Origin of the sequence: Paracoccus onubensis, assembly GCF_003591515.1 — a bacterium.
In the GTDB taxonomy this organism is placed as follows: domain Bacteria; phylum Pseudomonadota; class Alphaproteobacteria; order Rhodobacterales; family Rhodobacteraceae; genus Paracoccus; species Paracoccus onubensis.
This window is the reverse complement of the sequence record NZ_QZCG01000003.1, coordinates 236,185-262,430: the sequence shown is the minus strand read 5'-3', so window position 1 is coordinate 262,430 and position 26,246 is coordinate 236,185. Positions and strand designations below refer to the sequence as shown.

Here is a 26,246-nt window from a genome sequence, read left to right as displayed (position 1 = left end):
TCCTTTGACAGAGAAACCTATTTGACAGGCGTGGTCAAATTATTTTACCAAGAGATATCGCCAGGAAGAGGTTGCCCATGTCCGGCATCATCATGCCCCAGCCCGACAGTACCATATTGGCGCGCGCAGCGCAGATCGTCGCGGCGCTGCGCGAGGTGCTGCCGGAAGACACAGTCATTTCGGACGGCAACGAGACCCGCGCCTATGAATGCGACGCTCTGACCGCCTATCGCTGCCCGCCGCTTGCGGTCGTGCTGCCGCGCTCGACGGCCGAGGTCGCGGCCGCCATGCGGGTCTGTTCGGATATGGGCGTGCCCGTGGTTCCCCGAGGGGCGGGCACGTCGCTGGCAGGCGGTGCGCTGCCCACGGCGGATTGCGTGGTGATCGGGACGGCCCGGCTGCGCGATGTGCTGGAAATCGATACCGACAACCGTTTCATGCGCGTTCAGACCGGCGTCACCAACCTGTCCGTCAGCGAGGTGCTGGCACCTCATGGCTTCTTTTACGCGCCCGACCCCTCATCGCAGCTTGCATGCACGATCGCGGGGAATATCGCCATGAATTCAGGCGGCGCGCATTGCCTGAAATACGGTGTCACCACGAACAACCTGATGGGCGCAACCGTGGTTCTGACCTCGGGCGAGATCGTCGAATTTGGCGGCCCGCAGGCAGGTGCGGCGGGTCTGGATCTGCTGGGTCTGCTTTGCGGATCAGAGGGCCAGCTTGGCATCGTCACCGAGGCAGTGCTGCGGATCCTGCCACGTCCCGAAGGCGCCCGCCCGGTCCTGATCGGCTTCGACAGCGCCGAGGTGGCCGGGGAATGCGTGGCGCGGATCATTCGCTCTGGCGTGCTGCCGGTTGCGATCGAATATATGGATGAGCCCTGTCTCCGCGCGGTCGAAAACTTCGCCAAAGCCGGTTATCCCGATTGCCCCGCCGTGCTGATCGTCGAAGTCGAAGGTTCACCCGACGAAATCGCCGTCCAGATCGCCCATATCCGCGAAATCGCGGATGCACTGAACCCGGTGGAATTCCGCGAAAGCCGCAATGCCGATGACGCGCTGGCCATCTGGAAGGGCCGGAAATCGGCATTCGGCGCGATGGGGCGGCTGGGTGATTACATCTGCCTCGACGGAACCGTGCCGGTCGGGCAGCTTCCCCATACGCTGCGGCGGATCGGCGAATTGTCGAAGGAACACGGGCTGGAAGTCGCGAATGTCTTTCACGCCGGCGACGGGAATATGCACCCGCTGATCCTGTTCAACGCGAATGAGCCCGGACAGCTTGAACGGGCCGAGGCGTTCGGCGCCGACATTCTGCGGCTTTGCGTCGAAGTCGGCGGCTGTCTGACCGGAGAGCATGGCGTGGGGATCGAAAAGCGCGATCTGATGACAGCGCAATACGATCCCGATGATCTTGCGATCCAGATGGAGGTCAAGGACGTGTTCGATCCCGCATGGCTTCTGAACCCGGCCAAGGTCTTTCCCCTGGAGTCCTCTGCCCGTTATCGTCAGAGGGCTGCGGAATGACTACCATCATCGATCAGCTTGCGCCTGCGGATGAAGCAGAGCTTTCCGAAATCCTGACTGCCGCATCCGGGGACCGCCAGCCGCTGCGCATTCTTGGCGGCGGCACCCGCACCGAGACCGCGCATATCGCCGGAACTCCGCTGGACGTTTCCGCGATCTCGGGTGTCGTGACCTATGAACCGGGCGAGATGACGCTGATCGCCCGCGCCGGCACCCCGCTGCCCGAGATCGAGGCGATGCTGGAGGCCGAGGGCCAGTCGCTGGCTTTCGAACCGCCCGATCTCAGGGGGGTACTGGGTGGCCGGGGCATACCGACGATCGGCGGAGCGATTGCCGCCAATGCGTCTGGGCCGCGCCGGATCAGAACCGGTGCGTGCAGGGATCACCTTCTTGGCCTACGATTTGTCGATGGGCCGGGCCGGATTCTGCGAAATGGCGGACGGGTGATGAAGAATGTCACCGGCCTCGACCTGTCCCGGCTGTTATGCGGATCTCATGGCACTCTTGGCGTATTGACCGAAGTGGCGATCAAGACGCTGCCCCATGCGCAGGCCCGGGCGACGCTGGGCTTTCATGGCATCGATGAGCTGCGGGCGCTTGGCATTTTCTCGAAGGCTCTCGCCACGCCCTACGAGGTCTCCGGCGCGGCATTTCTTGACGGCACCGCATGGTTGCGGATCGAAGGGCTGCCGCCGCAGGTCGAATATCGCCAACAGCGCCTGCTTGAGATGTTCGGCGCTCATGACATCCAGACTCTGGACGGGGCCGCCACCCGGGAACTTTGGCGCGGACTGCGTGATGTCGCCCATTTTGCCGGCGATCTGCCTTTGTGGCGGATCCTCGTCAAACCCACGGATGCCGCTGCCATCGTCGCGAGATTACACGATCTCGGCGGACAGGTTTCGCTGGACTGGGGCGGCGGGCTGATCTGGTATTGCGGGCCGGGCGAGGCAAGCTCTCTCCGCCAGATCGCCCCTCACGCCACGCTTGTCAGGCGCGGTGGTGTCCCCGGCCCCGCCTTCCCGCCCGAAGCGCCCGCGATCACGCGCCTTTCACAGGAATTGCGTCGCCGCTTCGATCCGGCGGGCATCCTCAACCCCGGCCTGATGGACAGTTGACATGCAGACGAGCTTCACCCCGGAACAGCTTGCCGATCCCACCACGGCCCGCTCGAACGAGATCCTGCGGTCCTGCGTCCATTGCGGCTTCTGCACGGCGACCTGCCCGACCTACAAGATCCTTGGGGACGAGTTGGACAGCCCGCGCGGACGCATCTACCTGATCAAGGACATGCTGGAAAACAACCGGGTGCCCGACGACAAGACCGTCAGGCATATCGACCGCTGCCTGTCCTGCCTGTCCTGCATGACCACCTGCCCCTCGGGCGTGGATTACATGCATCTGGTGGATCACGCCCGCGAATATATCGAACAGCATTACCGCCGCCCCCCGTTCGAGCGCGCCTTGCGCTGGCTGCTGTCACGAATATTGCCCTATCCGGCGCGGTTCCGGCTTGCCCTGACCGGCGCGGGGATCGCCCGTCCCTTCCGCCGCTTCCTGCCCGACGCGCGGCTGCGGGCGATGCTGGACATGGCGCCGCGCAACATCCCGCGGGCCGATCGCGGAGACGAGCCGCAGATTTACCCGGCCGACGGCAAGCCGATCCGGCGCGTCGCCCTTTTGACCGGCTGCGCGCAGCGGGTTCTCGACCCGGCTATCAATCGCGCCACCATCAGCCTGCTGCGCCGTCATGGCTGCGAGGTGGTGATCCCGAAAGGGATCGGTTGCTGCGGAGCATTAACCCACCATATGGGCCGGACCGATGAAAGCCATGCGATGGCCGCCGCGAATATCCGTGCTCTGACGGCAGAGCTTGACGGCAAAGGGCTGGATGCCGTGATCATCAACACCTCGGGCTGCGGCACCACGGTCAAGGATTATGGCCATATGTTCCAGGGCAACCCTCTGGCCACAGACGCAGCAAGAATCGCGGGGCTCGCTAAGGATATCACCGAAGTGATGGCCGATATCGGCCTGCGCAGCGCCACCCATGCAAGACCGCTGCGCGTCGCCTATCATGCCGCCTGCTCGCTGCAGCATGGCCAGCAGATCAGGGCGACCCCGAAAGAGCTTCTGGCGCAGGCGGGTTTCGAGATCGTCGAACCGCAGGACAGCCATATCTGCTGCGGATCGGCGGGGACCTATAACCTGATGCAGCCCGAAATCTCCGGTGAATTGAAATCCCGCAAGGTCGACACACTCGAAGCGTTGCAGCCGCAGGTGATCAGTGCGGGGAATATCGGCTGCATGATGCAGATCGGATCGGGAACCGCCGTGCCGGTCGTCCACACCGTCGAATTACTGGACTGGGCGACCGGAGGATCCATCCCGCAGGGATTGGAAGCGGCAGGTTTGGCGTCGTGATCCCCTCCCGCCTGCCGGAAGAGCAGGCGGGCCGAGGGCCGCGGGATCAAACGCAGATGATGCGGGATTGTTTCAGGCACGGTGGAAGGTCTCCGATCATCGTCTCCGAAGCATGCCACGCCCGCCCGGCTTCGCGTCTTCCTCTGCTTCTTCTTTGTCCAAATACCTCGGGGGTCCAGGGGGCAGCGCCCCCGGCCGTCGCGGGGCGCAAATAACGGCGTTTCCGATTCCACCCGACACGCTCCGGTTCCCCGGTCTCACCGTTCAACCGGGGTAGCTGCGTTTGGAGATGGTCTGATGATAGGCCCAGGCCAATGCAACCAGCGCGATCGTTCCGGCCAGAACCGGCACCGCCAGAAAGGACCAGCCTGCTCCGGTCAGAATGACCACCAGCGGGTTGCCTCCGGCGGGCGGGTGAACGGTGCCGGTGATCTGCATGACCGCGATCGCCAGACCGACACCGATCCCGCAGGCCAAAGCGCCGTCACCCACCAGCATCAGGACCAGCAGCCCCACCAGAGCCGACAGGAAATGCCCGCCGATCACATTGCGCGGCTGTGCCAGCGGGCTGGAGGGGAGCGCGAATAGCAGAACGCAGCTTGCCCCGAACGGAGCGATCAGCAGTGCCTGTTCCAGCGACTGCGTCAGCATCGCCAGGGCCCAGATGGCAAGCGCGCCGCCCAGCCCCGAAATCAGGGCGAGAGGGCCGGCCTTGCGGATATGGGCTGCAAGCGCGCCGGCAGGCGATGCGGCGGGAGTGGCTTCGGTATCATATGACATTTTATCTTCCGGACAAATGAATGGCCCGCGCAGTCATCCTACGCGAGCCCGTCTGTTTGCTGCTTATTTGACCTTTTCGAATTTCGCGGCTTCCTCGGACCCACCGGTGGCGTTCCCTTTGGAATAGGAATGCGCCCCGACTCCGGCCAGATTACCGCCCTGCACGATCAGGTATTCGTCGCGGATCGGGCGGCCCTCGAAATGGCATTCGAGGATCTCGCGCGTGCCCGCGGCATAGCGCGCCTGCGCCGATAGCGAGGTGCCCGATATATGCGGCGTCATGCCATGATTCGGCATGGTCCGCCACGGATGGTCCTGCGGCGCTGGCTGGGGGAACCACACATCGCCCGCGTAACCCGCCAATTGTCCGCTTTCCAGCGCCCGGGCAATGGAGTCGCGGTCGCACAGCTTGCCGCGGGCGGTATTGACCAGATAGGCGCCGCGCTTGAACAGTTTCAGCGTCTCGTCATTGATCATATGCTCGGTTTCGGGATGCAGCGGGCAGTTCAGCGTCACCACGTCGCAAGCCCCGTAAAGCTCTTCACGGGTGGCATGCCAGGTCAGGCCCAGTTCCTTTTCCACCGCTTCCGGCAGCCGGTGGCGGTCGTTATAATGCAGATGCATGTCAAAGGGCTTCAGCCGTCTCAGCACCGCCAGGCCGATGCGCCCGGCCGCAACCGTGCCCACATGCATGCCCTCGACATCATAGGACCGCGCCACGCAATCGGCGATATTCCAGCCGCCCTTCATCACCCAGTTGTAAGAAGGGATATAGTTGCGCACGAGGCCCAGGATCATCATGCAGACATGCTCGGCCACCGAGATCGAGTTGCAATAGGTGACCTCGGCCACGGTGACGTCGTTATCCATCGCGGCTTGCAAATCGACATGATCCGAACCGATCCCGGCGGTCAGAGCCAGTTTCAGCCTGGGCGCCTTGGCGATGCGTTCGGCGGTCAGATAGGCAGGCCAGAACGGTTGTGAGATGACGATCTCGGCATCGGCAAGATGCTTTTCCAGTTCGGAATCAGGACCGTCTTTCGACGAGGTTACGACAAATTCATGCCCCAGGGATTCGACATATTTCCGCAAGCCCAGCTCACCCGAGACCGAGCCCAGCATCTCACCGGGCTGAAAATCGATCGCTTTGGGCGAAGGCAGGGTCTGGCCATCGGGATATTGATCGATCTTCGGCAGGTCGTCACGGGCATATGAGGTCGGATGCCCATCAACCGGATCGTCGTAAAGAACGCATACTACCTTGGCCATTTGTCTTCCTTTCAGGTCGGGAGGTCGCCAGAGCATTTTCCGCAACCCGGAAATCAGCATGCGCGATCACCGGCCTGTCCCGATCTGGACAGGCGACCGATACGTGACCGGATGATTTGCAGGTTGCCGTCTGGATGCCTCGGGATAAGCGAGATGTCTTGTTCGACAAGAACAGCTTGCACAAGGCGGCATGCATCATCCAATGAATAATACGCATGCATTCATAGGCGAACCCAATCATCCCGCCATGCAGACAGGGTGATATGCCAGAACCTTCGTCAAAGGGTGGGTTCGAACAGGCGATGTCGGCGCGACCGGTACGCCGGCCAAGCCTCAACCCTTTTGACTGTGCATTTCCGATCCGTTACTGCGAAGGCGGCGCTGCCGGGGTGCTTTCCCCGAATGCCTGATCCAGATTGCGCCTGATTTCGGCGCTTCTCACGCAATCCTGCAACGCCAATGCCATCGGTGAGGGCGGAGAACGGTCGCTCAGCACCAATCCGATCGTCTGCCAATGCACGGGTTCGGCCATATCGCGCATGGCCAGATTGGGAACGCCCTCGAACAGATGGCGAAAGCTGTGCGGGACGATTGCGCACCAACGGCCGCTGCGCAGATGCGATGCGACCCCGAGAAAGGAATTGCTGACGACATTCGGACGCAATTCGACGCCTGCCATGGTGGCAATCCCGTCAAGGATCCTCCGGTTCTGCATGTCGTCGGAAAGAAGGCAAAGCGGTTGCGCAATTGCCTGAACCCAGCTGACGGTCTCGGCTTTCATCAAAGGATGGCTGACATGGCCTGCAAAGACATAACGTTCGTTATAAAGGGGAAAGCAGCGGACATTCTCAAGCGCCTCATTGTCGAGATAGGTGATGCCGCCGTCGATTTCGAATGTATCCAGCCCCTTCTGGATGGCGCGGGATGTCATTGACCGGATCTCGATATGCGCCAGCGGATTGCTGTCGGCGAACTGTTCCGTCAGAAACGAGACAGAGGGCATTGCCGCCGGGATGACGCCGAGGCGAAGTTTTCCGTTCAGGCCCCTTTTCTTCCTGCCGGCAAGATCGTCATGCAGACTGTCGTAATCGGCCAGTATCTGCCGTCCCCATTTCAGCACCTTTTCTCCCTCGGTCGTCATGGACATGAAGCGATGCCCCCGAACGATCAGTGCCAGACCAAGATCGTCTTCAAGCTTGCGGATCGCTTGCGACAAGGTTGGCTGGGTGACATTGCACAGCTCTGCCGCCCGCCCGAAATGCTGTTCTTCGGCAAGCTTCACGAAGAACCTGAGGTGTCGGATGAGCATCGGTTCCCTGAACCTGTCTGAAAATGTGCTGAACGTTATATTCTAAAGGACATATTGAATGTTTCAATCCCCAGCGTCAGTGTCCGGGCCTCCTTTCCGGCAGAGGCAGATGATGATCCGCCCGCAAATCAGGCCGGCGCATGGGAATGCCACGGGTGGATCCAGAACCGCGGTCAGTTCATCCATCCAGCTGCACGGCATGCTTTTCTGCATCACTCGGGAACGGCTTTCCAAAACAACAATAAGATTTGATCCGAATTTCATTAAGCTGCATCGAAAGATGTGCCAAATATCCCAACTCCGGTCACTACGGAGGCTAACCGGCTTGTTTCGGATCGATTGATGGTACATTCATGCATCATGGTTTTATATTCCCGCACGGATCTCGACATGCTGTCGACCCTGATTGCCATGACCGGCATCGTCCCCAAACCCTCTCCGCTCCCCGGGAAAGAGGCGAAATCCACGCGGCAGGCCAGACCACCCGATACGACAGAACACGCGGGAACCGGTAAATGAATACAGAGCCTTCCAAACCGGAACGAACAAAGCAACTGTCAGACAGACCCGAGTCTTCGTTTCCGCAACGTGGACATCTTCGCCCACTCGTGACCGATCAATCGATCGCGCGCTGGCTGCTGGTCGTGGTGATCGTGGCTTCGGTCTATTTCTTCCATGGGTTCCTGATTCCGATGCTCGCAGCGGGGATCATGGCGGTCGCAAGCTGGTCAATCAGGTCGCATTTCACGGATGAACTCGGATTGCCGCGCAATCTGGCTGCAGCATTGCTTATTCTGCTGGTGCTTGCCCTACTGGTCGTGCCGATATCTCTTGCGCTGATCTACGCCGCACAGGAATTGCGCATCTGGATCATTTGGGCGATCGAAATCAACGGGACAGGCGCCGGAACACCGGGCTGGATCGCCTCGATTCCGGGGATTGGCTCTTGGCTGGACGAGCAATGGCTGGATTATATAGGACGTCCCGGCGCCATCGGCGAGCTTGTTCAGACCGTAAGCGGTTCAAACATCGCCAATCTGTATCGAGGTGTGCTGTCCGCCGGATCAATGGCCTTTCATCTGGCGCTCAATGTCGTTTTCACATTGATCGCTTTGTTCGTATTTTACCGCAACGGCGACATGATCGTCGAGCAGCTGGACAGGGTTGGCGTTCGTATCCTGCCAGGCCGGTGGGAGCATCTGTCGCGCATGGTTCCCGCGACGATAAGCTCGACGGTTACCGGGATGACCCTGATCGCCATCAGTGAGGGCGTGGTTCTGGGCATCGCCTATTGGCTTGCCGGAGTGCCTTCGCCGATCGTTTTCGGCGTCATCACCGGTTTCATGGCGCTCATTCCCGGCGGTGCGCCTTTGTCCTTTACATTGATCTCGATCTATCTGGCTTTCAGCGGCTCGGTCTATGAAGGTGCCGCTTTGTTCATCTGGGGCACGGTCGAGCTTTTCATTGTCGACAAGACGATCCGCCCTGCCCTGGTCGGCGGTCCGGTCAAGCTGCCTTTCCTCGCAACCTTCTTCGGCCTGATTGGCGGCGTGAAGACGATGGGGCTGGTTGGGCTGTTCGTGGGGCCCGTGCTGATGGCGTTACTGGTCGCGATCTGGCGGGAATGGCAACGGGAGATCCTGGCGCGAAAGTAGCGGCGGGCCGACACCGGCTGCCGCAGGCCGATCCTGACAATTACGCATCATGCAACACGGGCAGACGCAGGGTTGGACCAGCCCGTCGCCCTGCGGCAGGCTGGTCCTTCCGGTCAAAACCCAAATTGTGCGAGCAGATCACCGCCGATAATTGCCAGCGCCAGAAATACCGCAAGGGCAAGCTTGAGTTTCGTACTTTTCATCAGCTACCTCCGGTCAGGAAGATACCGGCTGCCAGAATGACAGACATAATCACGATAAAAAGAAGCCACTGGATAAGCGTCTGTCTTGCGGCTGCAGGCCTGCGATAGCCGCAGGACGAGCAGGCTTTCTGCCCGAACTCCATAGGGGCCTCACAGTCAGGACAGCGAAAGGGAACCTCTTCGGAAACCACGGATTTTCCCGGTTCCGAAGCGGAAGGGTGTTTCTGAGACATGTCGTCTTTCCTGATAATTCGATTCTGGATCGGTTCACCGGACCAGAGGTCCGGCATCAGGTGTGACGCGGTGGCGCCCGTGGCGCATGCGGCAAAATCCCCGCTTGTGGAACCGGCCCGGCCCAGCCGGTCCATGTCACCGGCATCATCCGATTGTCATCGGGTGGCATGGGCAGCGTACCCGCAGATGGCGGGAAACCGTCATTGTCGCGCTGCGCGGTGAAAACGACGCTATTCGCCTTTGTCGTCACCAGAACGGCCAGCTGATCGCCAAGTTTGCTGATATGGGCCGACCCAAGGCGGCCCGTATCGGTCCCGCGCAACGAGGTCGCACTCAGAAGTGCAAGCAGCAGCAAGCCGGCGGTACAGATTACCGCAATATGTCGAAGCCGGTTCAAAGCAGCGTTCTTAACGAAGATGAATGTCAGAGACGGGGTTTATGACTTGCCGTCGAGATGGCTCGATTCGGTTGTCGCATCGGTGCCGCGCGAAACGTCCGACTCCTGCTTCGCCGGGTCTTCGGCCTCGCGCAAACCACGTTTGAACGCCGTCAGGCCGGTGCCCAACTCGCCCATGATGCCGCTGACCTTGCCACGCCCAAACAGAACAACCGTCACGATAACAATAAGAAGCAGGCCGGGAAGTCCGATATTGTTCAACATTTTGAGTTCCTCGATGTCCGATGAAATGGGGACCGCGCATTCGAAACGCACGTATCGGTTTCCAGATTACAGGCGACGGTCACTGCACGCGGATCTGATCTCCGCTGCGCTTATTCGATACCGTGCCGGAATGATGCTGGATTACGCGACAGGAGGAGCGCGGGAAACCGGCCGGAAATAGGATCGGCCGCATTCCGGTCTGTTACAGGGCGTCCACTCTACCGGACTGTATTGATCCGGAAATGGCGTTTCCGCGTTCCGGACCAGTTCCACGGGCGGACTGTCATGCGATTTTGGCTCATTCCGATGATCCGCAGCGCGAAACACGGTTTCCGAAGGCGCATAGAAATGAACCGAGGAACGCTCGGCATCAATAACCGAAAGCCGGGAAGAGCCGTTCTCGAATTGCAAGGCCGCAAGGAACAGCAGTCCCGCGATCAGAAAAAGCGAAATCACGGCACGGCAAAGCCGTACCGCCGCCTGCCGTGGAAAGTAAGCCCTCTGCATGCTCATCGCAGCAGATTAAGCATATTCCGCCCTTTGCAGCAAGGTTGGAGCCGGGTGCGATCCGTGACGCGGCCTGCATTCTCGGCTGCAACCCGGGCGGTAACATGCCCCCTTCGCCCGGCACCATGTCTGGAATATGCTCTGACGGGCTTCAGAGTGCCTGCCCGGGAACCGCCGGATATCGACGCTTGGGGGAAGCCGTCTCACTCGGGCTTGCGCCATACCAGAAGCTTGTCGATCCTGCGACCATCCACATCCACCACCTCGATCCGCCATCCACCAAGATCGAAATGTTCACCCAATCGCGGCAGCGTTTCCATCTTCTCCAATACAAGACCCGCAACAGTGGCATAGTCGCGATCCTTGTCGAGTACCCAGCCGATCCGTTCGGCAAATTCGTCAACCGGTGTCCAGCCCGCCACCAGCAGGCTGCCATCCTCGCGGGAAACGATCTTTGTCTCTGCACCCTCGCCTTCGTGGAATTCGCCGACAATCGCCTCAAGCACGTCCATCGGGGTGATGATCCCCTCGAAATGGCCGTATTCGTCGTAAACGAAAACCATGTGGGCCGGAGACTTGCGCAGGGTTTCAAGCACATCAAGCGCAGCCATCCCGTCACGCACCACCGGCGCCTCGACGATCAGATCGCGCAGTTCCTGCACCGTTCCGGAGGCTCCGGTCTCAAGGAAATCACGCGATTTGACGACGCCTATGATCTCGTCCGGATCCCCATCACGAACGGGAAGGCGTGAATGGTCGGTTTCCCGAAATCGCATGGCGACGGTGGCCAGATCGTCCGTCACCTCCACGAACTTGACCTCGTGCCGTGGGACCATCAGCCCGCGCGCCGTACGGTCGGCGATCCGCATCACCCCCGCGATCATATCGGTCTCGGCTTCCTCCATGATGCCCGCCGAGCGCGCCTCGGAGAGGACCATCCTGACTTCCTCGTCCGTCACGCCGTTATCCGGGTCCCCGGACTGACCAAGAAGCGCAAGCACCAGCTTGCCGGATTTGTCGAGCAGCCAGACGATCGGCGCAGCGGCAACCGCGATCCCGTGAAGGAGCGGTGCGATCCGGGCAGCCGAACTCTCGGGGGCACGAAGCGCAATCTGCTTGGGCACCAGTTCACCGAAGATCAGTGACGTATATGTGATGGCAACCACGACGCTTCCGACCCCAAGGGTTCGCGCCAGAGACGGGGTCAGCCCGGCTGCTGCCAGGGCATCCGCCATCCTAACGCCAAGCGTCGCCCCGGAAAAGGCGCCGGCAAGAATACCGACCAGGGTTATGCCGATCTGAACACTTGACAGGAACCGCCCCGGATCGGCCGCAAGGCGCATGGCGGTTCTGGCCCCGCGGCTGCCATTGTCTGCCATCACCTGAAGACGCGCCTTGCGCGCGGAAACGATGGCAAGTTCGGACATGGCAAGTACACCATTCACAAGCGTCAGGGCAAAGACGATCAGAATTTCGAGTAACATATTCCTATGATTCCGTGCGGGGTCTGGGTTTTTCGAATTCAGGAGAAAGGCTTCACTCTTGAAAAAATCTTCGTCTTCGGAAAGACGTAAACGAAATCACGCGCGACAGCCAAGAAGATAACGATTGATCCTGTCAGCATGGAAGCGCGAAGACCACATGTTCCGGTGATCGTCATGATCATGCGCATAGCCCGCCCATACTGGGATCTAATCCGGGATCAGCTATTGATGCCTTTCAAGAGATTTACATCTGTAAGCCTTGATAAGTCACAAAAAACCAAATTATTGCCAGCCATATCAAGGACGGCACCCCACCGGCATAAAAAGCCATCGCATTGCCGGCGAAACTTCGCCGATCCAGGTCATCCCGCTCCATGATCTGCATAATCCCTTCGCATCGGGCATATGACCCATGGCGCAGGAGTCGGAAAATCCGTCACGCTCCTCACCGTAACCATTGCGGATCACATAAAACACCTTAAATCAAATCTGCTTGCCCATGCGGGTGAAGTTTCGGTAACCGGGCCCCCTCCGGCGATTCCGGCGGCGTTTCGTGATGGCGGCGCACCGCAACATTCTCAGCCGCCGAGATCGAATTTATACGCAACCCAGGACAACCCTTTTCGGGCGATGACCGCGCTAACGGCGTGGGTTCACGCACGGTTTTTCACCGCTTCCGCTGCGCCTTTATCGTCACCGCTCCGGGCCTCGTTCCCGGAGCGCTGCTGGGTTGGCAGACCACCGCCACGGTGAGTGGAGTGCTGGACAGCACGCAGGAAACCCTGAAAACTGCCGCCCGCGGCGGATTGGGCGCGTTCCTGTATCTGGAAGTGCTGGACGCCTCCTTCAGTTTCGACGGCGTCATCGGCGCCTTCGCGCTTACCCAGAACCTGCTCGTCATCGCCATCGGCCTGGGGATCGGCGCGATATATATGCGCTGAATGACCATCATGCTGGTCGAAACGGGGACGCTGTTGCAATATCGCTGTCTCGAACATGACGCCTTCTATGCGATCATCGCGCTTTCCGCAGTGATGTTCACCCGGTCGCTGGTCCATATCCGCAAGGTCATCACCAGCCTGTCCCGGGGCGGGGCTGATCGGGTTGTCCCTATGGGCCTCGATCCGCGCGAACAGGGTCGAGAATTGGGGTTAGTCCTGATGCCCCGACGGATTTTGCCGTGTCAGACGGGGCATTCGACGATCCACAAGCAAGGGCGGCGACCCATGCTGCCCTTGATGCGTTCGATCAGCCGGAACATGGCGGTTGCCGCTGCGAACAGAATATCGGCGGTGACCGGCTACGGGCTTACAACGGCGCACGGCCCGTCATGGGTATCAGCAGCATTACATGCGCCCGGAAACTGAAATGGCTGCGTGAATTCCGGAACCGGTCAGGTTTTGACAGAAATATCCCGCCCGCGACCGCTCCAAGCCGAACAATAGCGGGCGGGTCTGCGGGACTTTATCGCGGACGGGAATATAGCAGCGACTGGAGGATAGCTTACCCTTCGCCGGAGAATCCAGCGGTCAATCGCCCTTTCACCCCATCCGCTCGCTCGAGAAGGAGCCCGGCGAGGCGGGGAAGACCACCGTCTTGTTGCCGTTCAGGAACACCCGGTGGTTCGCATGCGCGTGGATCGCCCGCGCCAGAACCTGGCTTTCCACATCGCGCCCAAGGCTCACGTAATCCTCGGGCGATTGACCATGCGTCACCCGGATGATGTCCTGCTCGATGATCGGACCCTCGTCCAGATCCGCCGTCACGTAATGCGAGGTCGCCCCGATCAGCTTCACCCCGCGCTCATAGGCCTGTTTATACGGGTTCGCACCCTTGAAACTCGGCAGGAAGGAATGGTGGATATTGATGATCCGACCCGACATTTTCGTGCACATCTCATCCGACAGCACCTGCATGTAGCGCGCCAGCACGATCAGTTCCGCGCCGCTATCCTCGACGATCCGCATCTGCGCCGCCTCGGCCTGCGCCTTGTTCTCTTTCGTCACCTTGATGTAATGAAACGGAATATCGTGGTTCACCACCACCTTCTGATAGTCCAGATGGTTCGAGATCACAGCCACGATATCGATCGGCAACGCCCCGATCCGCCAGCGATACAGAAGATCGTTCAGGCAATGGCCAAAGCGCGAGACCATCACCACGACCTTCATCTTCGCCGCCTCGTCATGGAACCGGTAGCTCATGCCGCCCGATTTCGCGGTCTCGGCAAAGCCCTTGTCCAGCTTGTCCAGCGTTACCTCCTTTTCCGGGGTGAAGCTGACCCGCATGAAGAACTTGCCGGTCTGCGGGTCGTCATATTGCGAACTCGCCGTGATATTACAGCCCTGATCGGCAAGATAGCCGGAAATGGCCGCCACGATCCCCCGGGTGGATTCGCAGGCAACGGTAAGGCAGAATTTACTCATCGATGTCTCCTGTCATGAACGGGGAGGCAACGCCTGCCCCGCCAGATGCTCTGTTTTCTCTATGGCCCAGAGGCTCCGCCTCAAGCGGTCAGCCCGTCGGGTTCGGGCAGCCCTGCCGCGCGGCAGCAGGCTGTCAGCGTATTGGCCAGAAGGCAGGCAATGGTCATCGGGCCGACCCCGCCAGGTACCGGGGTGATCGCGCCCGCGACCCCCTGGGCCGTGTCGAAATCGACATCCCCGACAAGCCGCGTCTTTCCGCCTTCTTCAATCCGGTTGATGCCCACGTCAATCACCGTCGCACCCGGTTTGATCCAGTCGCCCGGGATCATCTTTGGTCTGCCCACCGCGGCCACAAGAATATCGGCGCGGCGGCAGACCTCGCCCAGATCACGGGTCCGGCTATGCGCGATGGTGACGGTGCAACTGTCGCGCAGCAGCAATTGCGCCATGGGCTTGCCGACGATATTGCTGCGCCCGACGATCACCGCGTTCAGCCCGGACAGATCGCCCAGACGGTCGCGCAGCATCATCAGGCAGCCCAGCGGCGTGCATGCCACCATGGCCTTCTGCCCGGTCGCCAGCAAGCCGACATTGAGGATGTGGAAGCCATCGACATCCTTGGCCGGATCGATCGCATTCAGCACCGCCTCGGAATCCAGATGATCCGGCAGCGGCAACTGCACCAGAATCCCATGCACCGCGTCATCGGCATTGAGCTGTTCGACCAATGCCATCAACGCGTCCTGCGAGGTATCGGCGGGCAGTTTGTGCTCGTAAGAATTCATCCCCGCCTCGCGGGTCTGGATCCCCTTGTTGCGAACATAAACCTCGCTGGCCGGATCCTCGCCGACCAGCACCACGGCAAGCCCCGGTGTAATCCCCCGCGCCTTCAACTGCGCCACATGCGCGGCGACACGCTGCCGGACATCCGCAGAGAATGCCTTTCCGTCGATCAGAGCCTCATGGTTGACGGGTATATCACTCATGCCGGTTCTCCCTTCAGGCGTCTGGCGGTTTCCTGCAGCACATGCCAAAGATCGCGCGCCATGCTGCGCATCGTCATCACGGCAAGCCGGTCCTCGGCGCGGCGGACAAGGAAAACGCTCAGGTGATGCAACCCGGTGCGGGTCGCGCTTCCGGGGCCAAAGCTTCCCGTGTCAATATTGACCAGCTTTTCCATCAGGGCCCGTATCGGCGCATCACCGCGATCCGATGCGATCTCGAAAACGGTCCATGCATCGGTCTGTTCGGTGATCGAGCAACCCGGCGCATGAGAGGCCAGTTCCGCGGCGAAATCCTCTGCGGCGCGGGTCTCGGCCTCGATCATCCATTGATCGGGACCGGTCCAGAAGGCGGCCACCCCCTGCCCCTGGGACCATTTCCCCGGTGCGGGCAGTTCCAGCCCCATCGGCGCCGGCATGTCGGCAGTCCGGCGCAACGCCAGCGATGCGAGTGCCATATCGGCATTCTCGGAAATCCGCAGCGGGCCGAAATGCTGATCGGCGGGCGCGGATGCCCCCAAGGCGGTGATCGGTGTCAGGTCAGTCACGCAGGCGTCCTCCGTCCGGGTCCACAAAATGGGGCGAGACGACGCGCAACGCGACCTGCTGTTGGTCCAGCGGGTTCGCTCCGGTTATCACCTCACCCATACGCTCGTCGCCACGGGCCAGAAAGCCCAGCCCGATGGCGGAACCGACATGCGGGGAATAACAGGCGGAGGTGATCCAGCCCTGATCCGTCTCGGTATTCTGTGCGGCGCTATCGGTGAATAAATGCATCCCGGCCAGTACCGGCTGAGCGGAATCGACCGGCTGTAGCCCGACCAGCCGCCTTGTATCGGCGGCCAGCCCCTCGCGCCGTGACATTACCGCGCCGATACTGTCCTTCTTGGTCGAGACCATCCGGCCCATGCCCAGCATTTGCGGGCTGGTCTGGCCGTTCAGCTCATTGCCTGCCGCGTGGCCCTTTTCGATCCGGAGCGCACCAAGCGCCTCGGTCCCGTAAGGAGTCGCGCCCAGATCCGCGCCGATCTCGATCAGCCGTTGCATCAACGCATTGCCGTAACGCGTCGGCACCGCGACCTCATAGGCCAGCTCGCCCGAGAAAGAGATGCGGAACAACCGCGCCCTGAGCCCGCCGCAGATGGTCAGGCCTTTGCAGGCCATGAAGGGGAATGCCTCATTCGAGATATCGACACCCTCATCCACGATCCGTTCCAGCAGCCGGCGCGCATTCGGACCTGCAACCGAGACCTGCGCCCAGGCATCGGTGGTCGAGATCAACTGCACATCCATTTCGGGCCACAGACATTGCCGGGCGAATTCCATATGCCGATAGACCGGTCCGGCCTGCGCCGTGGTGGTGGTGACGACGTAATGATCCTCTGCCAGACGCGCGCAGGTGCCGTCATCCCATGCGATACCGTCCTCGCGCAGCATCAACCCATAACGGACCATGCCGGTTTTCAGGGTTTTCATGCCATTGCAGTAAAGCCGGTTCAGGAATTCCCCCGCATCGGCGCCCTGCACATCGACTTTGCCAAGCGTCGTCACGTCGCAGATGCCGACACCCTCGCGGGTGGCCAGAACCTCGCGGTCGACCGTCTGGCGCCAATGGGTTTCGCCCGGACGGGGAAAATATTGCGCGCGCATCCACGGTCCGACCTCGACGAAGACCGCGCCCTGGGCCTCGGCCCAGTGATGGGTCGGCGTCAGGCGGCGGGGGCGGAAATGCCCGGCCGTGTTCCCGCCGCCCAGCACCGACAGCGATACGCCGGAATAAGGAGGGCGGAAGATCGTTGTCCCGGTCTCGGGGATCGGTTTTCCGGTCAGTTCCGACATGATCGCAAGGGCGGTGACATTCGCCGTCTTGCCCTGATCGGTCGCCATGCCCAGCGTGGTCCAGCGTTTCAGATGCTCGACCGGGCGCATGTTTTCCTGATGGGCCAGTTTGATATCCTTGACCGTGACATCGTTCTGGAAATCCACCCATGCCCGGCCCTTGCCCGGCACATGCCAAAGCGCATGCGGCTTCGACACCACATCCTCGGCCTGTGGCAGATCGGGCAACGCGCCGGTGATACCCAGTTCGCCCAATGCCTGAACCGCCGCCTCCGCGCCCGAGCGCAAAGCCGCAGCAGTGCTGCCCTGCCCGTTCGCGGCACCGGCAACGATAAGGCCCGGAGGGCCGTCCTTGGCGGGAACGAAGCTTTGCAGCGCCTCATCCCAGACCGGGCGGCCCCGGTGATGCGAGGCCAGATGCAAGTTCGGGTTCCAGCCGCCCGACACCCCAAGTGCACCGCATTCGATCCACTGACTGCGCCCGTTCTGCGTCACCTCGATCTTCGTCAGGCCAAGACGGCCTTTGGCGTCGCTGACCACGCCACCTGCAAAGATCGGATAGCTTCCCATCGTCGTCACATTGTCACGGCTGTCGATGACTCCGGCGATATCCACGCCCTTGGCGGCAAGATCGATCGCGGTGCGGTGCCCATCGTCGTTATTGGTGAAAATGGCCACCCGGGCGGCGGGGCTGACGGCCCAGCGATTGGCGAAGGCACGCATGGCCCCCGCCAGCATGATGCCCGGACGATCGTTATTGGCGAAGGGAATATGACGCTCGACCGCACCCGCAGCCAATATCGCGCGTTTCGCGGTGATCCGCCACAGGGTCTGGCGAGGCTTGTCGCCGGGCTCGGGAAGATGATCCGCGACCCGCTCGACCGCGCCATAGATGCCGTGATCGAATGCGCCGAAAACCGTCGTGCGGCGCATGATGCGCAGATTGGGCAGGCTGGCCAGTTCCTCTTCCACGCCCGAAACCCAGCCCGCGGCGGGCGCATCATCCAGCAGATGCGTCTCGGCCAGCAAGCGGCCGCCCAGACGGAAATCCTCGTCGGCAAGGATCACCCGCGCGCCAGAACGCGCCGCCGCCTGCGCCGCGGCAAGCCCCGCCGCGCCGCCGCCGATCACCAACAGGTCGCAATGCAGGAAACCCTTGTCGTAAGGATCGGGATCGGCCTGCATCGACAAGCTGCCCAGCCCCGCCGCCCGCCGGATCGCAGGTTCGTAGAGCTTTTCCCAGAACGCCTTCGGCCACATAAAGGTCTTGTAATAGAAGCCCGCCGCGAAAAAGGGCGACAGCAGATCGTTCACCCCCAGCAGATCGAAGCGTAGCGAGCCGATCCGGTTCTGACTGCGGGCATCCAGCCCGTCGAACAGTTCCGCTACGGTGGCGCGGGTATTGGGCTCCTGCCGCGCACCGCCACGCAGTTCGACCAGCGCATTCGGTTCCTCCGATCCCGCCGCGATCAGACCCCGTGGGCGGTGATATTTGAAACTGCGCCCCATCAGCCGGACATCATTGGCCAGCAGCGCCGAGGCCAGCGTATCGCCCGGATGCCCGGCAAGCTTTCGGCCATCAAAGGTGAAATTCAGGCTGCGGGAACGGTCGATCAGCCCTCCGGAAAGCCGGGTCATGCCTCACCTCCATTTGCCGCAAGGGCCACATTGCGGGCCAGTTCGGCCCCAAGGATCTCATGCGTGACGGTATCGCGGGTCACGATCAACCACGAGCGGTCGCCCTGTTCGTGAAACCACAGCTCGCGATGCACGCCCGCCGGGTTGTCGCGCAGATAAACATATTCGGCGAAAGCCGCCTCGGCGCCCTCGGCCATGCCGTCGGGGCGATCGATCAGCCTTGCATCGCCCAGATATGTGAACTCCTGTGCGTCACGAAGACCAAGCAGGGGATGGGGGATCAGCATGACAAGACCTCAATGCAGGTTCGGCGCAGCGCCTACGCCTTTTTCATCAATGACATAACCGCGTGCGAAACGGTCAAGGCGGTAACCCTTTGCGGTATCATGCGGCGCATCCCTGGCCAGCAGATGCGCAAAGGCATATCCGCTGGCAGGCGTCGCCTTGAAGCCGCCATAACACCAGCCCGCATTCAGATAGAGCCCCTCGACATGGGTGTGGTCGATGATCGGGGAACCATCCATGGACATGTCCATGATCCCGCCCCAGACCCGCAGCAGCCGCGCCCTGCCGATCATCGGCATCAGCGCCATGCCGCCTTCGGCCACATCCTCGATCACCGGCAGGTTACCGCGCTGGGCATAAGAGTTGTACCCGTCGATATCGCCGCCGAAGACCAGCCCGCCCTTGTCGGACTGACTGACATAGAAATGCCCCGCGCCAAAGGTGATCACGCCCGGAATCACCGGTTTCAGCCCCTCGGTCACGAAAGCCTGCAGCACATGGCTTTCGATCGGCAGACGCATCCCTGCCATCGCCATCACGCGCCCCGTAGATCCGGCAACGGCGACGCCCACCTTTTTCGCGCCGATATAGCCACGCGACGTCTCGACCCCCTGAATGCGGCCACCCTCGATCCGGAAACCGGTAACCTCGCAATTCTGGATCAGGTCGACCCCGCGCATATCCGCGCCCCGGGCATAGCCCCAGGCCACGCCGTCATGCCGTGCCGTGCCGCCCCGGCGCTGCAACAAGCCGCCCTTGATCGGGAAGCGGGCATTGTCGAAATTCAGGAAAGGCGCCATCGCGCGCACCCCGGCCGCATCCAGCAATTCCGCATCCGCACCCGCCAGCAGCATCGCGTTGCCCCTGCGCCGGAAGGCATCGCGCTGCGCATCCGTGTGACACAGGTTCAGCACGCCGCGCTGGCTGATCATCGCGTTGAAATTGAATTCCTGCTCCAGCCCTTCCCACAGCTTCATCGAGAATTCATAGAAGGGCTCGTTCCCCGGCAGCATGTAATTCGAGCGGATGATCGTCGTGTTCCGCCCGATATTCCCCTGCCCCAGCCAGCCTTTTTCCAGCACCGCGATACGCGCCTGACCAAAGGTCCGGGCCAGATAATAAGCCGTGGCCAGCCCATGACCGCCGCCGCCGACGATAATATAATCATAGGATGATTGCGGTTCGGGATTGCGCCAAAGCGGCTTCCATCCCTTATGGCCTGTCAGGGCCTCCTTGATGACGCGAAAGCCGGAAAAATGCATCGCTCAGACTCCTTGTTCCAGACCAATCTGGCACAGCATGACGCAAGAAACATGCCCGAAACAGACATTATCTTGCCCAGACAGGACATTCATGCGAAACTGATCGCGTTATCCCGATAGATGTCATGCCAGCCGTCACCGATTCCCGTCTTCCGACCCGTTACGGCTTCCTGCTGCTGCCGGATTACGCGCTGATGTCCACCGCTTCGGCCATCGAGCCGTTGCGGGCGGCGAATCTTCTCAGCGGTCGGATATTGTATGATCTGCAATTCCTGTCGATCCCGGGAGGCTGGATGCAAAGCTCGGGCGCAGGGGCGTTTCACACGATCCCGATCTCTGATGCCGGGGAGGGATTCGACATCCTGTTTGTCGTCGCCGGCGGCGACCCGCTGGCACAGCGGGACGAGCGGGTGCTTGCCTTTCTGCGGCGATTGTCACGGCATGGCATATCGCTTGGCGGTATCTCGGGCGGGGCGGCGATTCTGGCGGCGGCAGGGGTCATGACCGCACGCCGCTTCACGATCCACTGGCAGCATATCGACGCAATGCGGGAAACCTATCCCGACGCGCTCATCGAACGGCGGCTGTTCGTCATCGACCGCGACCGTTTCACCTGCGCCGGAGGGATGGCACCGCTGGACATGATGCACGCATTGATCGCGGCCGATCACGGTCTGGCTCTGGCCCGTTCGGTCAGCGACTGGTTCATCCATACCGGCATCCGCGAGGCAGAGGCGCCGCAGCAACTCGATCCCGCGCGCAAATACGACCTGCATCACCCGGCTTTGGTGGCGATGATCGAGCTGATGACCAGCCATCTGGCGGATCCGCTGCGGCTGGAGGATCTTGGCCATCTTTGCGGCATCGGCCCCCGCCAGCTTGAACGGCTGACACAGGCGCAGATGAACCAAAGCGTCATGCAGCTTTACCGCCGACTGCGGCTGGACAAGGCCGACGAGTTGCTGACCCAGTCCAGTCTGCCGCTTACCGAAATCGCGCTGGCGACCGGCTTCACCTCACGCAGCCATTTCTCGCGCAGATTCCGGGAGCAATTCGGCGATACGCCCTCGACCCGGCGCAGCCGATCCCATCCCGAACGAGGGTAAACTGGCGACAGGCGGTGCCCCCCGCACATATCACCCACACATATCAAATGCCCTCGAATACGCCTGCTTCTTCACGCAAATATCCCGGGATCCGCAGGCAGCGCCCCCAGTCATGGCGAAACCCGTTCCCTAAAACGCTCAAACCCGCCGACAGGCGAAGAACCGTCGGCGGGTCAGAGAGACGACCGGAAAGGAGAAGAGGGGAAAACCCCGACCGTCGCTCAGATGTTGAGGGTGTTGTCACGCTCCCATTGCGACAGATGCGAGCAATAGCTGTTCCATTCGTTGGTTTTCAGCTTCATATAGGCGGCCGAGAACTCCTCGCCCATCGCCGCTTTCAGCTCTTTATCCGCGTCATAGGTGCGGATCGCGTCCAGCAGGTTCAGCGGCAGTTTCGGCGCATCCTTCACGTCACATGCCTCGGCATACATGTCGATATCGGAACGCGGGCCGGGATCGGCCTTGGATTTCAGCCCCGAGAGACCGGCCGCGATGATGACCGCCTGCAGCAGATAGGGGTTCACCGCACCGTCGGGCAGCCGCAATTCGAACCGGCCCGGGCCCGGCACACGGACCATATGGGTACGGTTGTTGCCGGTCCACGTCACGCTGTTCGGGGCCCATGTCGCGCCCGAGGCGGTGCGCGGCGCATTGATCCGCTTATAGCTGTTCACGGTCGGGTTGGTGATAAACGCCAATGCCGATGCATGCTTCATGATCCCGCCCAGGAAATGGCGTCCGCGCTCGGACAGCCCCAGTTCCTTGTCGTCATCGGCAAAGGCGTTATCGCCGGTCTTGGTGTCCCAGACCGAGATATGGGCATGGCAGCCATTGCCGGTCAGGCCCATGATCGGCTTGGGCATGAATGTTGCCCGCAACCCGTATTTCTCGGCCATGGTGTGGACCATGAACTTGAAAAAGCTGTGCCGGTCGGCGGTCAGCAGCGCATCGTCATATATCCAGTTCATCTCGAACTGGCCGTTCGCGTCCTCGTGATCGTTCTGATAGGGTTCCCAGCCCAGCTCCGCCATATAGTCGCAGATCTCGGAAATCATGTCGTAGCGGCGCATGATCGCCAACTGGTCATAACAGGGTTTGGTCGCGGTGTCGGCAGTGTCAGCGATGGTTGTGCCATCGGGATTCAGCAGATGGAATTCCGGCTCGATCCCGGTCTTGACGGTCAGGCCCATATCGGCGGCCTCCTTGACCAGCTTCTGCAGCACGTTGCGCGGCGCCTGGGCCAGATCTGTACCTTCCATCATGCAACTGGCGGCAACCCATGCCACCTCTTTCTTCCACGGCAACTGGATCACCGCCGACGGGTCCGGCATGGCCAGCATGTCGGGATGAGCGGGGGTCAGATCGAACCATGTCGCGAAACCCGCGAAACCCGCACCGCCTTTTTGCATATCCCCGATCGCCGACGCCGGGACCAGCTTGGTTCGCTGACTGCCGAACAGGTCGGTGTAGGAAATCATGAAATACTTGATCCCATTTTCACGGGCGAAGGTGGCAAGATTGGTCATCAATGGTTCCCTTGTTGCGAATATGTGAATACCCGGGGCGAGGTTCATGCCCCGCCCTTCTAAGTAAAGATCAGAACCCGGACTGGCCGGGAATCCAGTTGGTTCCCGCCAGCGGCACGCCAGCCATGGCCGCCGCCTCCATGGTGAGCGCGCAGAGATCCTCGGGTTCGAGGTTATGGACATGGCTTTTGCCGCAGGCACGGGCAAGCGTCTGGCATTCCAGCGTCATCACGGCAAGATAATTGCGGAGACGACGCCCGGCAGCAACCGGGTCCAGCCGCTTCATCAGTTCCGGATCCTGCGTGGTGATCCCCGCCGGATCGCGCCCTTCATGCCAGTCGTCGTAAGCGCCCGTGGTGGTACCCAGCTTCTGGTATTCATCTTCCCATCGCGGATCGTTGTCGCCAAGCGCGATCAATGCGGCCGTTCCAATCGCCACCGCATCGGCGCCAAGCGCCAGCGCCTTGGCGACATCGGCGCCTCCACGGATGCCGCCCGAGACGACAAGCTGCACCTTGCGATGCATCCCCAGATCCTGCAGCGCCTTCACCGCCGGGCGGATACAGGCCAGCGTCGGCTGGCCGACATGTTCGATGAACACATCCTGCGTCGCCGCCGTACCGCCCTGCATGCCGTCCAGAACGACCACATCGGCACCCGCCTTCACCGCCAGCGCGGTGTCGTAATAGGGACGCGCGCCACCGATCTTGATATAGATCGGCTTTTCCCAGTTGGTGATCTCGCGGATCTCGAGGATCTTGATCTCCAGATCGTCGGGGCCGGTCCAGTCCGGATGACGGCAGGCCGAACGCTGGTCGATCCCAATCGGCAGGTTGCGCATCTTCGCGACCCGCTCGGTGATCTTCTGACCCAGCAACATGCCACCGCCGCCGGGCTTGGCGCCCTGCCCGACCACCACCTCGATGGCGTCCGCGCGGCGAAGATCGTCCGGGTTCATGCCATAACGCGAAGGAAGATACTGATAAACCAGCTTTTCAGAGTGGCCACGCTCTTCATCGGTCATGCCGCCATCGCCGGTCGTGGTTGAGGTTCCGGCAGCGGTCGCACCACGCCCCAACGCCTCTTTGGCATGGGCAGACAGCGCACCAAAGGACATGCCGGCAATGGTGATCGGGATTTTCAGCTCGATCGGCTTCTTGGCGAAACGGGTACCGAGCGTGACCGAGGTCTCGCATTTTTCGCGGTAACCTTCCAGCGGATAGCGGCTGATCGACGCGCCGAGAAACAGCAGATCGTCGAAATGCGGCACCCGGCGTTTGGCTCCTCCTCCGCGGATATCATAGATACCAGTGGCGGCGGCACGGCGGATTTCCGAATTGATCTCATTCGAGAAGGTCCAGTTCTGCCGCGGCAGGGTTTGCGGTGTCTTGTCCATCGGCCTTCTCCTCAGTATTCGTCTGCGTGGTCGACGTTGAAATTGTAAAGCTTGCGGGCAGAGCCATAGCGCTTGAACTCTTCGGGTTTCGCATCGGCTCCGGCGCGTTTCAGGATATCGGCCAGGAATTCCAGATGCTCAGGCCGCATCTCTTTCTCGATACAATCCGCACCCAGCGATTTGACCTTGCCGCGCACGAAAAGCCGTGCCTCGTAAAGACTGTCGCCCAGCGCATCCCCGGCATCGCCCAGAATGACCAGATTGCCCGACTGCGCCATGAATGCCGACATGTGGCCGACATTGCCATGCACCACGATATCGATCCCTTTCATCGAGATCCCGCAACGCGAACTGGCATTGCCCCGGATATTCAGCAATCCGCCATGCCCGGTCGCTCCGGCATATTGGCTGGCATCGCCATCGACGGTGACAGAGCCCGAGATCATGTTCTCGGCCACGCCCGGACCGACCGAGCCGGTAACATATATATCGGCCCGCTTGTTCATGCCCGCGCAGTAATAGCCGGTCGAGCCCTTGACAGTCACCTTGATCGGCGCGTCCAGCCCGACGGCCAGCGCATGCGCGCCGCGGGTGTTTTCGATCACCCATTCGGCGTCGTCGGTTTTCGTGGATTGAGCCTGCAAGGTGGAATTAAGCTGGCGCAGTTCGGTCGAGGCCATGTCGATGGTCTGCATCTTAGCGCTCCCAAAAGTAAACGGTGGCGGGTTCGGGTTCCCAGACGCGGGCCGTTTCGATGCCGGGCAGGCCGGCGAATGCACGGTATTCCGAACCGAAAGCGACATAATCTTCGGTCTCGGCCATCACGGCCGGTTTGCAGGCGATCGGATCGCGCACCACACCGAAGCCGTTCTTGGTGCCGACGACAAAGGTGAAGAAGCCGTCCAGATCCTGCAGCGTACCGTCCAGCGCCTCGCCCAGATTGGCGCCTTCGGCCAGACGGGACGAGATATAGCAGGCCGCCACCTCGGTATCGTTCTCGGTCTGCGGCGCAAAACCCTTGCGCGCCAGTTCCCGGCGCATCCGGTTGTGGTTGGACAGCGAGCCGTTATGGACAAGGCACTGATTTTCATCGGTCGAGAAAGGATGCGCGCCAAGCGTGGTCACCGCGCTTTCCGTCGCCATGCGGGTATGGCCGATGCCATGGCTGCCTGCCATCTGGCGGATGCCAAAGCGTGCGGCCACATCCTTGGGCAGGCCGACTTCCTTGAAAATCTCCATCGAGTCGCCCACGCCCATGACGCGGATACCCTTTTCCGCCATGAAGGCGCGCACCTCGGCCTCGCTGCCCTCGGGCAGGGTCAGGACCGCATGGGTATCGATCACCCGCATCCGGACCGGCGCACGCAAAAGCGCCGTCAGGGTCTCTTCCAACCCGTCGAAATGCTCATCCGGCGTTGCGGATTGAATGGTCATCTTCAGACCATCGGCTGCATCCCCATAGATCGCGATTCCGGCACTGTCCGGGCCACGATCGGTCATGGTGATCAGCATATCCGTCAGAAGATCCCCTAGACGCGGACGCAAATCGTCCTTCTTCAGAAACAGGCCAACAATGCCACACATAGTCACCTCCGTTCAGATTGGATAAATCCCTCCCGGATTAACTAATAGGAAAATTTATTGCCTGACAAGATATTTTTTACGATGAGCGCTTTTCGCCGGTTTTTGCTGCGTCTGACCGCTTGCAAAGT

The 26,246-nt window shown here is 61.2% G+C and carries 23 protein-coding genes and 1 pseudogene; 7 read left to right on the top strand and 17 right to left on the bottom strand.

The annotated features are described in order from the left end of the window. Positions 1-86 precede the first annotated feature (86 nt). From D3P04_RS06270 to glcF, 3 genes are read left to right on the top strand one after another with little or no spacing between them, the layout of a single operon-like run. Entirely contained in the window at positions 87-1,529 is a 1,443-nt protein-coding gene (locus D3P04_RS06270; RefSeq protein WP_220475281.1) for an FAD-linked oxidase C-terminal domain-containing protein, read from the top strand. After that, positions 1,526-2,647: a glycolate oxidase subunit GlcE gene (gene glcE / locus D3P04_RS06265; protein ID WP_119746983.1), complete on the top strand. Its 1,122-nt coding sequence runs from the start codon at positions 1,526-1,528 to the stop codon at positions 2,645-2,647. Before D3P04_RS06270 ends, glcE begins: the two co-directional genes overlap by 4 nt. A 1-nt stretch (position 2,648) precedes the next feature. Beyond that, on the top strand, positions 2,649-3,953 hold the full coding sequence (gene glcF, locus D3P04_RS06260; protein ID WP_119746981.1) for a glycolate oxidase subunit GlcF: 1,305 nt from the start codon (positions 2,649-2,651) through the stop codon (positions 3,951-3,953). Between the two features lie 264 nt (positions 3,954-4,217). Here the strand turns inward: glcF and D3P04_RS06255 are convergent, their stop codons facing one another. From D3P04_RS06255 to D3P04_RS06245, 3 genes are all read right to left on the bottom strand, one after another. Continuing rightward, the gene (locus D3P04_RS06255; RefSeq protein ID WP_119746980.1) at positions 4,218-4,733 is read right to left on the bottom strand and encodes an HPP family protein; all 516 of its coding nucleotides are present in this window, start codon (positions 4,731-4,733) and stop codon (positions 4,218-4,220) included. 63 nt (positions 4,734-4,796) lie between these two features. Continuing rightward, complete coding sequence (locus tag D3P04_RS06250; RefSeq protein WP_119746978.1) at positions 4,797-6,002, bottom strand: NAD-dependent formate dehydrogenase; 1,206 nt, start codon at positions 6,000-6,002, stop codon at positions 4,797-4,799. A 364-nt stretch (positions 6,003-6,366) separates the two neighbouring features. Then, positions 6,367-7,311, bottom strand: coding sequence for a LysR family transcriptional regulator (locus D3P04_RS06245; protein WP_119746976.1), 945 nt, complete (start codon positions 7,309-7,311; stop codon positions 6,367-6,369). Between the two features lie 390 nt (positions 7,312-7,701). Between D3P04_RS06245 and D3P04_RS23840 the strand changes: the two genes are divergently transcribed. Both D3P04_RS23840 and D3P04_RS06235 read left to right on the top strand, forming a co-directional pair. Further along, positions 7,702-7,830, top strand: a complete 129-nt coding sequence (locus D3P04_RS23840; RefSeq protein WP_269902619.1) for a hypothetical protein — start codon at positions 7,702-7,704, stop codon at positions 7,828-7,830. Beyond that, entirely contained in the window at positions 7,827-8,966 is a 1,140-nt protein-coding gene (locus D3P04_RS06235; protein ID WP_119746972.1) for an AI-2E family transporter, read from the top strand. The genes D3P04_RS23840 and D3P04_RS06235 overlap by 4 nt, the downstream gene beginning before the upstream one ends. 492 nt (positions 8,967-9,458) lie before the next feature. Here D3P04_RS06235 and D3P04_RS06225 read toward each other — a convergent pair whose 3' ends face one another. From D3P04_RS06225 to D3P04_RS06210, 4 genes are all read right to left on the bottom strand, one after another. Further along, positions 9,459-9,800, bottom strand: coding sequence for a hypothetical protein (locus D3P04_RS06225; RefSeq protein WP_119746968.1), 342 nt, complete (start codon positions 9,798-9,800; stop codon positions 9,459-9,461). 39 nt (positions 9,801-9,839) lie between these two features. Further along, positions 9,840-10,064, bottom strand: coding sequence for a twin-arginine translocase TatA/TatE family subunit (locus D3P04_RS06220; protein WP_119747138.1), 225 nt, complete (start codon positions 10,062-10,064; stop codon positions 9,840-9,842). Between the two features lie 141 nt (positions 10,065-10,205). Beyond that, positions 10,206-10,571, bottom strand: coding sequence for a hypothetical protein (locus D3P04_RS06215; RefSeq protein ID WP_147391895.1), 366 nt, complete (start codon positions 10,569-10,571; stop codon positions 10,206-10,208). Between the two features lie 203 nt (positions 10,572-10,774). Beyond that, complete coding sequence (locus D3P04_RS06210) at positions 10,775-12,055, bottom strand: hemolysin family protein (RefSeq protein WP_119746964.1); 1,281 nt, start codon at positions 12,053-12,055, stop codon at positions 10,775-10,777. A 755-nt stretch (positions 12,056-12,810) separates the two neighbouring features. On the opposite strand from D3P04_RS06210, the pseudogene D3P04_RS06205 reads away from it, so the two are divergent. Next, a pseudogene (locus D3P04_RS06205) lies at positions 12,811-13,210 on the top strand (DUF475 domain-containing protein); the annotation flags it as partial. A gap of 386 nt (positions 13,211-13,596) precedes the next feature. Here the strand turns inward: D3P04_RS06205 and purU are convergent. The 6 genes from purU to D3P04_RS06175 form a co-directional block, all read right to left on the bottom strand. Beyond that, positions 13,597-14,481, bottom strand: a complete 885-nt coding sequence (gene purU / locus D3P04_RS06200) for a formyltetrahydrofolate deformylase (RefSeq protein ID WP_119746915.1) — start codon at positions 14,479-14,481, stop codon at positions 13,597-13,599. 80 nt (positions 14,482-14,561) lie between these two features. Further along, positions 14,562-15,467: a bifunctional methylenetetrahydrofolate dehydrogenase/methenyltetrahydrofolate cyclohydrolase FolD gene (folD, locus tag D3P04_RS06195; RefSeq protein ID WP_119746962.1), complete on the bottom strand. Its 906-nt coding sequence runs from the start codon at positions 15,465-15,467 to the stop codon at positions 14,562-14,564. Continuing rightward, a complete protein-coding gene (locus D3P04_RS06190; protein WP_182912751.1) occupies positions 15,464-16,030 on the bottom strand; it encodes a sarcosine oxidase subunit gamma in 567 nt (188 codons plus the stop codon). The genes folD and D3P04_RS06190 overlap by 4 nt, the downstream gene beginning before the upstream one ends. After that, positions 16,023-18,959, bottom strand: a complete 2,937-nt coding sequence (locus D3P04_RS06185; protein WP_119746960.1) for a sarcosine oxidase subunit alpha family protein — start codon at positions 18,957-18,959, stop codon at positions 16,023-16,025. The genes D3P04_RS06190 and D3P04_RS06185 overlap by 8 nt, the downstream gene beginning before the upstream one ends. Further along, a complete protein-coding gene (locus D3P04_RS06180; protein WP_119746958.1) occupies positions 18,956-19,246 on the bottom strand; it encodes a sarcosine oxidase subunit delta in 291 nt (96 codons plus the stop codon). Before D3P04_RS06180 ends, D3P04_RS06185 begins: the two co-directional genes overlap by 4 nt. A 9-nt stretch (positions 19,247-19,255) precedes the next feature. Then, positions 19,256-20,506, bottom strand: coding sequence for a sarcosine oxidase subunit beta family protein (locus tag D3P04_RS06175; protein ID WP_119746956.1), 1,251 nt, complete (start codon positions 20,504-20,506; stop codon positions 19,256-19,258). A 125-nt stretch (positions 20,507-20,631) separates the two neighbouring features. Between D3P04_RS06175 and D3P04_RS06170 the strand changes: the two genes are divergently transcribed. Then, a complete protein-coding gene (locus tag D3P04_RS06170) occupies positions 20,632-21,612 on the top strand; it encodes a GlxA family transcriptional regulator (RefSeq protein ID WP_119746954.1) in 981 nt (326 codons plus the stop codon). Between the two features lie 221 nt (positions 21,613-21,833). Here D3P04_RS06170 and glnT read toward each other — a convergent pair whose 3' ends face one another. The 4 genes from glnT to D3P04_RS06150 form a co-directional block, all read right to left on the bottom strand. Further along, positions 21,834-23,138 carry a type III glutamate--ammonia ligase gene (gene glnT, locus D3P04_RS06165; RefSeq protein ID WP_182912750.1) on the bottom strand — a complete coding sequence of 435 codons (1,305 nt, stop codon included), beginning with the start codon at positions 23,136-23,138 and terminating at the stop codon, positions 21,834-21,836. 70 nt (positions 23,139-23,208) lie between these two features. Then, positions 23,209-24,534, bottom strand: coding sequence for an FMN-binding glutamate synthase family protein (locus D3P04_RS06160; RefSeq protein ID WP_119746950.1), 1,326 nt, complete (start codon positions 24,532-24,534; stop codon positions 23,209-23,211). A gap of 11 nt (positions 24,535-24,545) precedes the next feature. After that, entirely contained in the window at positions 24,546-25,229 is a 684-nt protein-coding gene (locus D3P04_RS06155) for a GltB/FmdC/FwdC-like GXGXG domain-containing protein (RefSeq protein ID WP_119746948.1), read from the bottom strand. Between the two features lies 1 nt (position 25,230). After that, entirely contained in the window at positions 25,231-26,118 is an 888-nt protein-coding gene (locus tag D3P04_RS06150) for a class II glutamine amidotransferase (RefSeq protein ID WP_119746946.1), read from the bottom strand. Between the last annotated feature and the right edge of the window lie 128 nt (positions 26,119-26,246).